11 protein-coding genes are annotated in these 11,750 nt (G+C 39.7%); all 11 read left to right on the top strand.

The window, feature by feature from the left end; genetic code table 11:
• Positions 1-133: 133 nt before the first annotated feature.
• Positions 134-517: a thioesterase family protein gene (locus tag V7127_RS22200; RefSeq protein WP_335489721.1), complete on the top strand. Its 384-nt coding sequence runs from the start codon at positions 134-136 to the stop codon at positions 515-517.
• A 116-nt stretch (positions 518-633) separates the two neighbouring features.
• Positions 634-1,740, top strand: a complete 1,107-nt coding sequence (locus V7127_RS22195) for a Leu/Phe/Val dehydrogenase (RefSeq protein WP_335489718.1) — start codon at positions 634-636, stop codon at positions 1,738-1,740.
• 99 nt (positions 1,741-1,839) lie between these two features.
• Positions 1,840-2,910 (top strand): pyruvate dehydrogenase (acetyl-transferring) E1 component subunit alpha, encoded by a 1,071-nt coding sequence (pdhA, locus tag V7127_RS22190; RefSeq protein WP_335489715.1) that lies wholly within the window; start codon positions 1,840-1,842, stop codon positions 2,908-2,910.
• The gene (locus V7127_RS22185) at positions 2,907-3,902 is read left to right on the top strand and encodes an alpha-ketoacid dehydrogenase subunit beta (protein WP_335489712.1); all 996 of its coding nucleotides are present in this window, start codon (positions 2,907-2,909) and stop codon (positions 3,900-3,902) included. Before pdhA ends, V7127_RS22185 begins: the two co-directional genes overlap by 4 nt.
• 10 nt (positions 3,903-3,912) lie before the next feature.
• Complete coding sequence (locus V7127_RS22180; protein ID WP_335489709.1) at positions 3,913-5,124, top strand: dihydrolipoamide acetyltransferase family protein; 1,212 nt, start codon at positions 3,913-3,915, stop codon at positions 5,122-5,124.
• A complete protein-coding gene (gene lpdA, locus V7127_RS22175) occupies positions 5,125-6,555 on the top strand; it encodes a dihydrolipoyl dehydrogenase (RefSeq protein ID WP_335489706.1) in 1,431 nt (476 codons plus the stop codon).
• A gap of 82 nt (positions 6,556-6,637) precedes the next feature.
• Positions 6,638-7,759 (top strand): 4-hydroxyphenylpyruvate dioxygenase, encoded by a 1,122-nt coding sequence (hppD, locus tag V7127_RS22170; RefSeq protein WP_438824054.1) that lies wholly within the window; start codon positions 6,638-6,640, stop codon positions 7,757-7,759.
• Entirely contained in the window at positions 7,716-8,885 is a 1,170-nt protein-coding gene (gene hisC / locus V7127_RS22165; protein ID WP_335489703.1) for a histidinol-phosphate transaminase, read from the top strand. Before hppD ends, hisC begins: the two co-directional genes overlap by 44 nt.
• Entirely contained in the window at positions 8,860-9,480 is a 621-nt protein-coding gene (locus V7127_RS22160; protein WP_335489701.1) for a flavin reductase family protein, read from the top strand. Before hisC ends, V7127_RS22160 begins: the two co-directional genes overlap by 26 nt.
• Positions 9,481-9,484: 4 nt before the next feature.
• Positions 9,485-10,396: a fumarylacetoacetate hydrolase family protein gene (locus tag V7127_RS22155; protein ID WP_335489697.1), complete on the top strand. Its 912-nt coding sequence runs from the start codon at positions 9,485-9,487 to the stop codon at positions 10,394-10,396.
• Positions 10,397-10,410: 14 nt separating this feature from the next.
• Entirely contained in the window at positions 10,411-11,562 is a 1,152-nt protein-coding gene (locus V7127_RS22150) for a homogentisate 1,2-dioxygenase (RefSeq protein ID WP_335348133.1), read from the top strand.
• The last annotated feature ends 188 nt before the right edge of the window (positions 11,563-11,750 follow it).

Here is an 11,750-nt window from a genome sequence, read left to right as displayed (position 1 = left end):
TGTAAGGACCATAATATAAAGAAGAAAGAATTTTTTAAAATTTTACAATTTATTGACTATTCATTATACGAAATGGTATCATATCGTTAATTAAACGTCATACTTATTATTGTATAAATTATGGAGGGATCGAATGAAACCAGGTTTAACGGCAGGTTATTCGGTTACGATCGAGGCAGTAGTGACTCCTGAAATGTTTGCTCAATTCGAAGGCAAAGTTGTTCATCCTACATATTCGACTGTGATGATGATCTACCATATGGAATGGGCATCTAGGCAAATCATCTTGCCTTTTTTAGAAGAGCATGAGGAAGGAATGGGGATTTCTGTTTCAGCTAAACATATATTTCCAGCCCCAGAAGGTTCTAAATTGAAAATAAAGGCGGTCCTAACTGAAAGGAAAGACAATAAGATTATGACCGATGTTTTTGTTATCCATGATACAAAGCTTATTGGCACAGGGGAGGTTAAGCAGGCAATCCTTCCGAAAACTAAAATTATGAGCAAGCTATTATAATGCTCGCAGTAGTTCACTTAATCTATCATTTTTTAAACGTGCAAACCTATTAGTAAAGCAAGTTTAAAGATGGCTATGGTTGTAAGCGTTAACATAATGTTTAGGGGGAATTGTTCATGAATTTGTTTTCGAAGATAAAAGACCATGAACAGGTTGTATTTTGTAATGATGAGTTAACTGGCTTAAAGGCTATTATTGCGATCCATAGTACAAAACTCGGTCCAGCCCTAGGCGGCTGCAGGATGCTCCCTTATTCAAGTGAAGAGGATGCACTGGAAGATGTACTGCGTCTTTCCCGAGGTATGACATATAAATGTGCTGCTGCGGATGTTGATTTTGGCGGAGGAAAAGCAGTTATTATTGGCGATCCTCATAAAGATAAGACACCGGAGCTATTCCGTGCGTTCGGACAGTTCGTAGAATCATTAAATGGAAGATTCTATACGGGTACAGATATGGGGACTTCACCAGATGATTTCATTCATGCATTAAGGGAAACAAATTGTATCGTTGGGGTTGATGAAGTTTACGGGGGAAGCGGGGACTCATCTGTGCCGACTGCACAAGGAGTTATTTATGGAATTCAAGCAACAAATAAGATATTAACTGGGGCTGATAATCTCAGCGGAAAAAGCTATGCGATTCAGGGACTTGGAAAAGTGGGATACAAGGTAGCTGAAAGGCTGCTGGAGGAAGGCGCGGATTTATACGTAACGGACATTAATCAGCAAGCAATCGATAAGCTGCTTTCTAAAGCAAAAACTTCCGGAGCAGCTGTTAAAGCTTTATCAAGTAAAGAGATTTATGGGGCAAACGCAGATATTTTTATTCCATGTGCAATGGGTGGAATAATTAATGACGATACGATACAGCAATTATCCGTAAAGGCCGTTGTCGGTTCAGCTAATAACCAGCTTTTGGAGCTTCATCATGCACAAAAGCTAATGGATAAAGGGATTATATTTGCGCCTGATTATATTGTTAATTCTGGCGGATTAATTCAGGTAGCAGATGAGCTGTATACACCGAATAAAGAAAGAGTCTTGCAAAAAACAAAAGCCATTTATAACTCTCTTCTCCATATTTACGAGTACGCAAATGCAGAAGGAATAACAACAGTGGAAGCAGCTAATCAATTTTGTGAAAGACGCATTGAAGCGAGAGCACGCCGGAATAGCTTTTTTTCTCACAAGAAACGTCCAAAATGGGAAGTGAGGACTTAACTTTTTTGCTGTAATAACAACATTAATAATGTGGTAATGATTATTTTATTTTTGTTTAGACCTAATAGTCTCTAAAAATATTTAGCAAAGGGTGAGAAAATGGACATTCAGTTTCCGATGCTTCAAGTAATGGATCCAAACGGACAAATAGCAGCATCAGAATATAAGGAGAAGATTACAGAGGAATTGGCCAGAAATTTTTATAGGCAGCTCGTAAGAATCCGCCTTTTTGATCGAAAGGCCGTGAGTCTCCAGCGACAAGGAAGGATAGGCACATATGCACCATTCGAAGGACAGGAAGCTTCCCAGGTAGGAAGTGCGCTTGCATTAAACGAATCAGATTGGATGTTCCCTACGTACCGTGATCATGGGGCAGCCTTCGTTTTTGGCCACTCATTAAGGAATATTCTTTTATTCTGGAATGGACGAAACGAAGGGTGTGTCCCTCCGGCTGGAAAAAAGATTTTTCCTCCAGGTATCCCGATTGCCACCCAGATTCCACACGCAGCCGGAGCAGCTTTGGCAGAAAAGAAAAAAGGAACGACCCATGCAGCCATTGCTTACTTTGGGGATGGTGCCACATCTGAAGGGGATTTTCATGAAGGGCTTAATTTTGCAAGTGTATTTAAAGCGCCGGTCGTTTTCTTTAATCAAAATAACCAATTTGCAATCTCCGTCCCAATCAACAAGCAAATGAATTCCAAGACCATTGCACAAAAGGGCTTAGCCTATGATATTCCGGGTGTCCGGATCGATGGAAACGATGTTTTTATTGTTTATTTTGAAACGTTAAAGGCATTGGAGAGAGCGAGAAAGGGTGAAGGACCGACATTAATTGAAGCTGTCACATGGAGATATGGGGCTCATACGACCGCTGATGATCCATCGAAATACCGCTGCCAAGTGGAGAGCAATGGCCGCCGATCAGAAACAGATCCTATTCTCCGCCTTGAAAGGTGGATGAAAAATGAAGGATTATATGATGAAAAATGGGTGCGTGATGTGGAAGAGGAAGCTACACATGAAATAGAAAAAGCGGTTGTGGAAATGGAAGATTTTCCGCCTGCTGACCCTGCTAATATATTTGATTATGTTTTTGCGGAGCCGACTTGGCAAATTACTCAGCAAAAAGAGGAGTATTTAAGATTTATAGGAGGTGAAGGGAGATGAGTACTGTGATCAAAACCAAAACGCTCACACTCATACAAGCTATTACCGATGCTCTGGATACAATGCTTGAGAAAAGGCCAGAAGTATTGCTGTTAGGAGAGGACATTGGAAAAAATGGCGGGGTATTTCGCGCCACTGAAGGTCTTCAGGAGAAATACGGGGCTGACCGGGTCATTGATACGCCTTTAAGTGAAGCGGGTTTCGTTGGCGCAGGAATTGGAATGGCGGTTAATGGATTTTTACCTGTCATTGAAATTCAGTTTCTTAGCTTTATTTATCCTGCCTATGAGCAAATTATGACACACGCTTCAAGACTAAGGATGAGGACAATGGGGCACTTTACTGTTCCAATGGTCATTCGCGCTCCATATGGTGCAGGTGTCAGAGCTCCTGAAATTCATTGCGATAGCCCGGAAGCTATATTTACCCATATGCCAGGAATAAAAGTTGTATGCCCGTCCAGCCCATATGATGCGAAGGGATTGCTTATTGCAGCGATTGAAGATCCAGATCCTGTATTATTTATGGAACCAATGAGGTGTTACCGTTCTGGCAGAGAAGATGTGCCGGAAGGAAAATACACGATAGAAATAGGCAAAGGAAAAAAAATGCTGGAAGGGGACGATGTGTCCATCATTACTTGGGGAGCTATGGTCCCGATTGTCATGAAAGCAGCGAAAGAAATGAAAGATCAAGGCATTCATTGTGATGTTATTGATTTAAGAACTTTATACCCGATCGATAAAGACATCATTGCTGAATCAGTTCAAAATACTGGCCGTACTGTTATTGTTCATGAGGCACATGCCACTGGAGGAGTTGGGAATGATGTATTAGCCATCATTAACGATACTTCATTTTTGTATCAAAAAGCACCTGTAGAGAGGGTGACTGGATTTGATACCCCTGTTCCATACTTTGGATTTGAAGATCATTATTTACCGACTGCTGATCGAGTGAAATTTGCTATTCATAAAGTCATGTCGTTTTAGGAGGGATGGAATGGAAGTCAAATTACATGATATTGGAGAAGGAATGACCGAAGCAGATATTAATTGCTTTTTAGTTAAGGCAGGTGATTTTGTCCGGGCCGATGAACCAATCATTGAAATCCAAACAGACAAAATGACCGCGGAAATTCCTGCACCGCGTACGGGATATATTCGAGAATTTAAAGTTGAAATAGGGCAGACCGTACCTGTTGGGACAACTTTATTAATCTTAGAAGAGGAAGGGAGCTTAAATAATCAATCTGTAGCACCCCCTAAAATGGTCGCCAATCATACTATGACTATTGCAAAAGACAATAAAAAGCGTATTCTTGCTTCACCTTTTACTAGAAAAATTGCGAGGGAAAACGGCATTCGTATTGAAAGTGTTAATGGTTCTGGACTAGCTGGAAGAATCACAGATGAAGATATTTATCAATTAATGGCTTCTTCACAACAACAGGAATCCGATAGAAGCAGCCAAAAAACAAGAAATGAGACAGTAGCACCTGCAGAACTATCCCCATTAAAATCAGACACCATTCCTTTCAGAGGAAGAAGGAAGCAAATTGCGAAAAAAATGATTCAATCTTTAAATACAATTCCCCATTGTACTCATTTTGAAGAAGTGGATGTTACCGAACTAATCCAATTTAGAGCTGAGTTAAAGAAAATCAATCAAACCATATCTGCAACTGCCTTTTTCATAAAAGCTTTATCTATTTGTCTATTAGAATTTCCTATTTTTAATGGTCGGCTTGACGAGGAAAATGAAGTTATTTATCTCCAAAAAGAACACCATATTGGTATGGCAGTAGATGCAGAAGAGGGTTTAATCGTTCCCGTTCTTCGACACGTTGAGAAGAAATCCATTCGAGTTATTCATGACGAAATGAAAATGTTAACGGAAAAAGCTTTAGCCAATCAATTAAGCATAATGGAAATAACCGGCGGAACATTTACGATTAGTAATGTTGGTCCTCTAGGTGGAAGCTTTGGGGCTACTCCGATTATTCAACATCCTGAAGTGTCACTCATATCCTTTCATAAGACGAAGAAAATGCCAATAGTAACAGATGATGATCAAATTGTGATCCGCTCCATAATGAATATTTCTATGTCCTTCGATCATCGTGTAGCAGACGGGGCGAGTGCTGTCCGTTTTACAAATCGGTTTTCACAATTAATTCAAAATCCAAAAATGCTTTTGCTGGAGTTGGTGTAAATGGTTGTCGGCGACCTTGCTCATGAACGTGATTTAATAATTATCGGCGGTGGACCAGGAGGATATCATGCGGCAATTCGAGCTGCTCAGCTTGGAGAATCGGTTACGCTGATCGAAAAGGGAGAAATCGGAGGTGTATGCCTAAATAAGGGCTGTATCCCGTCTAAAGTCCTGACCCATGGCGCTGCTAAATATGAATCCTTGATAGAAATGAATGAACTCGGAATTGAAGCTGGCAGTGTTAAGTTTAATATGGATAAGCTTCAAGCTTACAAAAATAAAACGATTAATCAGCTTCGAGATGGTGTCCTTTCCTTATGTAAAGCGAATAAGGTTGAAATCATTCGCGGATCGGCGTTTTTTCTATCAGAAGATCAGATTGGTGTTGAAAATGGGGATCAATATGATATTTATCGTTTTAACCATGCGATCATTGCTACTGGGAGCTCTCCGAAACCGCCGGAAGGAATACAAATTGATCATGAAAGAGTTCTAAATTCTTGGTCGATCACCAATCTTGAAATAGTGCCTGAAAAGCTTTTTGTTTATGGTCATGACTATATTGCCTTAGAAATAGCGATGGCCTTTAACGCTATTGGCTCTGAAGTTGTACTTATAAACGAACATGATGACTTCATGTTAGATTCATCGATAAACCGTGAGCTTATTCGAATATTAAAGAAAAAACATATTCAAGTACTCAAAAGCAACTTCATTTCAGAAGCATATACTAAGGATGAACAAGTAAGCATTTTTATAAAAAATAAGACAGGCACAGAAGAAATAACGGGTTCACATTTATTTGTTTCCGGCAGACAAATCCCAAACACAGATCAATTAGGGATTAATCGGTTAGGGATAGAAACTGCTAAAAACGGATTTTTAGTCGTTAATCACGAGTGCCGTACTTCTAAGAATCATATATTTGCCATTGGTGATGTGACAGAAGGTCCATGTTTAGCTGTTAAAGCCATTAAGCAGGGCAAGACAGCTGCAGAAGCAATTGCAGGTATAAGAACTGAGGCAGATTTGCGTTTTCTGCCAATCATAGCTCATACTAGCCCTCCTATTGCCTATGTAGGTCTAACTGAGGAAGAAGCCATTAGGCAAGGGCACTCAGTAGATACAGCGCATTTTCCATTATCTGCGAATGGCTATGCTGCCATCCTTGGAAAAAAAGAAGGAATGATTAAAGTAATTTTCGATAAGGATCATCATCTCTTACTTGGAATGCACATCATTGGATATGGGGCCGTTGAACTAATTTCCAGCGGAGTATTCTCGCTTGAAATGGCTGCAAGAGATGAGGATTTGCTGTTCCCCTTATACCCGCATCCAAGCTTAAACGAAGGGTTACTAGAGGCAGTAGAAGCAATAAAAAACCAAGCCATCCACCTACCTCCAAATTTGATGAAAAAAATAAAGGTTTAAATAGCACGTTCCTTTAATGCAGATGTGCATTATAGCTTTAACATGTACTCTTGAGAACATTGTCACTATTCATATAATATTAATTCAGAAAATTATAAATNNGGAAAGCAAGCAGAAAGTGGAGGATTTTTTTCCGGTAAAGGAAGTTGATTATTTAGAAATTTACTCGGGCAATGCAAAACAATCCTGTTACTTTTTTTGCTCCGCTTTTGGCTTTAAGCCTGTGGCATATTCTGGGCTTGAGACGGGTAATAGAGAAACCGTTTCCTATGTTCTTCAGCAAAGAAAAATTCGTCTCGTCATTACAGGCTCCTTAACCGAAGCGAGCAGAGTCTCATCATTTGTGAAAAAGCATGGGGACGGAGTAAAGGATGTTGCTTTAACGGTAGATGATGTGGAGAAAGCATATAAAGAAGCTGTTTCAAGAGGGGCAATTGAAATTATGCCTCCGTTCGAAATCGAGGATGAGCATGGTACTGTTAAAAAGGCTGTCATCGGAACATATGGGGATACGATCCACACTTTAGTAGAACGGAATAACTATAAAGGTGTTTTCATGCCAGGTTATGAACCAATTAATATGAATATACCAATTGAAGATGCAGGTTTTATTGGAATTGATCATGTTGTCGGCAATGTGGAAAGTATGGAAGAGTGGGTTAGTTATTATGCAAATGTTATGGGTTTTAAAGAGATGACACACTTCACGGACAAAGATATTAGTACGGAATATTCTGCATTGATGTCTAAGGTCATGCATAATGGCGGCAGAATTAAATTCCCGATAAACGAGCCTGCTGAAGGAAAACGTAAATCACAAATTGAAGAGTATCTAGAATTTTACAATGGACCAGGTGTTCAGCATCTAGCGCTTCTAACAGAAGATATTGTCAGTACGGTCAGCATACTTCGCAAAAATGGAGTAGAATTCTTGAATACACCTGCCGCCTATTATGATGAGGCTTTATCGAAGCGTGTCGGCAAAATTGATGAGGAAATTGAAAAGCTGAAAGAACTAAGTATTTTAGTAGATCGTGATGATGAGGGTTATTTACTGCAAATCTTTACGAAGCCAGTTGTTGATAGACCAACATTATTTATTGAAGTGATCCAGCGTAAAGGCGCAAGAGGATTTGGTGAAGGGAATTTCAAGGCTTTGTTTGAATCCATTGAACGAGAGCAGGAAAGAAGAGGTAATCTATAACCTTATGGTCAAAATCAAAACAAAAAGTATACTAGAAGAAATTCAATCATATCCCCTTGGGCTTTCGCCAGACGAAATAAAAGAGAAGTACAATCTAAATAGAGTGTGGAAAATGTCTGATAATGAAAACGTTTATGGGTGCTCACCAAAGGTAAAAGAAGCTATTCATCAGCATTTGCAAACGCTGCATTTATATCCGGACGGAAACACTTCCGAGTTAGTAAGCGGGCTCGCTTATTTTTACAACCTAGAGGAAGATCAGTTTTTCGCTGGGAACGGATCAGACGAAATCATTAGACTGCTTACCCGTGCTTATATTAACAAAGGTGATGAGGCTTTGATGGCTGACATCACCTTTCCCCGATATGAAACAAATGTTGTGATAGAGGGCGGGACTGCGGTCAAAGTCCCTTTGGCAAACGGAGTTCATAATTTATCAGCTATGCTTGATATGATTACACCAAAAACGAAAATGATATTTATTTGCAATCCTAATAATCCTACAGGAACGATTGTAGGAAAAGAGGAGTTAAATAACTTTATTGAAAACATCCCAGAAAATGTCCTAATCGTTCTGGATGAGGCTTATTACGAATATGCGACAACCGAGCAATATTTACAATCCATTCCTCTTCTGGAAGCGCATCCAAATTTAATCATTTTAAGAACCTTTTCAAAAATATATGGGCTAGCCGGGCTGCGTGTTGGGTACGGAATGATGCATCCATCTATTGTAAAAGAACTAAATAAAGTAAAAGAAGTGTTTAATGTAAATCAGCTAGCTCAAGCAGCAGCTGTTCGGGCAATAGAGGCCCAAGAGTTTATCACAGAATGTGCCGAAAAAAACGCTAAGGAAAGAATTTTTATCACTGAACAGCTGCGGAAATTAGAATTAGAATTTTTCCCTTCCGAAGCAAATTTTCTATTTGTTTATAGCCAGTATTCATTGTCAAAAGGGTTGATTTCGAATGGGTTTCTCGTAAGACCAATGAAGCTCAGCGGCTATGCTGATGCATTTAGATTCACTTTAGGCACAAGGGCTGATAATGTAGCTTTCCTTCAAGCACTTAGGCGAATCCTAAAAGATGGGCGGTGTGAGGATGGAAATAACACCAGGGAATCTTGAATGGAGAGAGGCATATAAGCTATTAGTTGGTTCTATTTTACCGCGCCCAATTGCTTTTGTTACAACGATAGATAAACAAGGGATTGTCAATGCAGCCCCATTTAGCTTCTTTACGGCCATTTGTGCGGATCCGATGCTGATTTGCTTCTCGCCAATGAGGAGAGGTACTGATGGAGCAAAAAAGGATACCCTTACGAACATTGAAGCCACAAAAGAATTTGTTATTAATATTGTCAGCGAGGATTTTGTAGAGAAGATGAATATGTGTGCAACAGATTTTCCCGCTGAGATAGACGAATTAGATGTAGCAGGCCTTACAAAATTAAACAGCCATATAGTAAAGCCACCAAGAATAGGAGAGTCCAAGATCCACCTTGAGTGTACGCTTTATGAGGCTCTTCACTTTGGCGAACAGGCAGGAGCCGGCAGTCTAGTAATTGGAAAGGTTGAACATGTTCATGTTGCTGATGAACTCTATGAAAAGGGAAGAATAAACTCGGAGAGATTAGAGCCTATAGGCCGGCTTGCAGGTCAAATGTATACGAAGCCATTGGCAGATACGTTTGAATTAATCCGTAAAATAAATCCAGGGTGATGATATGAAATTTGTAACCTTTCAAAAAGAGGACGGTTCTATTAGAGCGGGCTGGATGATTGATCATAGCCATGTGATGGATATGCATGAAGCCTCAAATGGAGTACTGCCTAAAGACATGCTTTCTTTTCTGGAAAACCATCCGTACTTTCTAACCTATATATCTTCTACACTATCAACTACAGATCATGGCGTGTATCCCCTAGAAAAAGTGATACTTAAAGCGCCACTGCCAAACCCTAAAAGCTTTCGAGATTTTTATGCATTTGAAGAACATGTAAAAAACGCTAGAGAAATCCGCGGTCTAGAGATGATTCCGGAATGGTATGACATCCCCGTCTTTTACTTTTCTAATCATTTAGCGATTAAAGGGCCGAATGAAATGATAAGTAGACCAAAACATTGTCATTGGCTTGATTATGAATTGGAAATTGCTTGTGTGATTGGAAAGGAAGGAAAGGACATTAAGGCTGAGAATGCGGACGACTATATTTTTGGCTATTGCATTTTGAATGACTGGAGTGCGAGAGACATTCAGAGAAAAGAAATGAAGGTCGGACTAGGTCCCGCTAAAGGAAAGGATTTTGCCACATCAATAGGTCCTTATATTGTTTCAAAGGATGAGTTAGAAAAGCACCGCATCGAAAATGGCTATGACTTATCGATGACAGCAAAGGTGAATGATGTTCTGCTTTCAGAGGGTAATATGAGTGATATTTATTATTCATTTGCTGAAATGATTGAAAGGGCATCAGACGGAGTAACCTTATACCCTGGTGACTTAATTGGTTCTGGAACAGTGGGAAGCGGCTGCATATTAGAGCTCGGGACAGATGTCCACCGCTGGCTGGAGCCTGGTGATGAAGTCGAACTAGAAATAACCGCACTCGGTGCTATAAAAAACATTATCGAATAAAGTGAGGTGGAAAAATGATTTACAGGCAGATGGGGAAAATCCCTCACAAGCGCCACACGATGTTTAAAAAAGAGGACGGCAGTCTTTATAGAGAACAAGTTATGGGAACAAAAGGCTTTTCTGGAACTCAATCAATTCTTTATCATCATTACATGCCAACAGAAGTAGTCCGTTCGGAACTAATCGGCAAATATTTGCCAGAGTATGAGGACCAAGCACCACTAAAGCACAGGCATCTAATGACAGATAAGCTTCAGAAAAAAGGGGATGCGCTAAAAGCGAGAGAATATTTATTAGGGAATGATGATTTGCTTATTGGCACAGCAAAAATAAATCAGCCGATGAAAAGTTTTTACCGGAATGGTGACGGGGATGAAATGATCTTCATTCATTATGGAACTGGGGTTATTGAGACAATGTTTGGAACGATTACTTATTGTCCAGGGGACTATGTAATGATCCCGATCGGTACTATTTACCGAGTCATTCCGGATGCGAATGAAGAGACGAAGGCATTGATTATTGAGTCTTTTAGCCAAATTGTTACACCGCGAAGATATCGGAATGAGTTTGGGCAATTATTGGAGCATAGTCCATTTTGTGAGCGGGACATACGCGGGCCAGAGTTTTTAGCAACTTTTGATGAAAAGGGAGAATATGAAGTTATTACAAAGACGAGGGGCTATCTTCATTCTCATGTGCTGAATCATCACCCATTAGATGTTATTGGGTGGGATGGCTATCTCTATCCATGGGTATTTAATATAGAAGATTTCGAGCCGATAACGGGAAGAGTGCATCAGCCGCCGCCTGTTCATCAAACGTTTGAGGGACATAATTTTGTTGTCTGCTCCTTCGTTCCAAGATTGTTCGACTATCATCCTGAATCCATTCCCGCACCCTATTACCATAGCAATGTAAATAGCGATGAATTACTTTACTATGTAGAAGGGAATTTCATGAGCAGGAAGGGGATTAATAAGGAATCGATTACTCTTCATCCGAGCGGGATTCCTCATGGGCCTCATCCAGGTACGACAGAAGCAAGTATCGGGAAGAAGGAAACACTTGAATTAGCTGTTATGATTGATACGTTTAAGCCTCTCCGCGTGGTCAAACAAGCTTTAGCAATTGAAGATGAGAAGTATATGTATACTTGGGTTTAATTAGATACAAATAATAAAGACACACATTCATTTAAAACAATATTACTTTCACAATCAATTAAAAAATCCCGATTTTTCTTTTCAAATTGAGAAAATTATCGGGTTTTTTTAAATTTTTATTAACTCAAAAAGAATCTACTTCTAAATCCTCTATCAACATTTAATACAAAATTTTATGAACATGGATT

Source organism: Bacillus sp. JJ1773 (assembly GCF_036962035.1).
GTDB lineage: Bacteria > Bacillota > Bacilli > Bacillales > Cytobacillaceae > Cytobacillus.
Note: the sequence above shows the minus strand (reverse complement) of the source record. Positions and strands in the feature narration are given on the sequence as shown.

Excerpts from the sequence above, each read along its gene's own strand:
- V7127_RS22200 (WP_335489721.1), top strand. The coding sequence starts at position 134 with ATGAAACCAGGTTTAACGGCAGGTTATTCGGTTACGATCGAGGCAGTA.
- V7127_RS22195 (WP_335489718.1), top strand. The coding sequence starts at position 634 with ATGAATTTGTTTTCGAAGATAAAAGACCATGAACAGGTTGTATTTTGT.
- pdhA (WP_335489715.1), top strand. The coding sequence starts at position 1,840 with ATGGACATTCAGTTTCCGATGCTTCAAGTAATGGATCCAAACGGACAA.
- V7127_RS22185 (WP_335489712.1), top strand. The coding sequence starts at position 2,907 with ATGAGTACTGTGATCAAAACCAAAACGCTCACACTCATACAAGCTATT.
- V7127_RS22180 (WP_335489709.1), top strand. The coding sequence starts at position 3,913 with ATGGAAGTCAAATTACATGATATTGGAGAAGGAATGACCGAAGCAGAT.
- lpdA (WP_335489706.1), top strand. The coding sequence starts at position 5,125 with ATGGTTGTCGGCGACCTTGCTCATGAACGTGATTTAATAATTATCGGC.
- V7127_RS22160 (WP_335489701.1), top strand. The coding sequence starts at position 8,860 with ATGGAAATAACACCAGGGAATCTTGAATGGAGAGAGGCATATAAGCTA.
- V7127_RS22155 (WP_335489697.1), top strand. The coding sequence starts at position 9,485 with ATGAAATTTGTAACCTTTCAAAAAGAGGACGGTTCTATTAGAGCGGGC.
- V7127_RS22150 (WP_335348133.1), top strand. The coding sequence starts at position 10,411 with ATGATTTACAGGCAGATGGGGAAAATCCCTCACAAGCGCCACACGATG.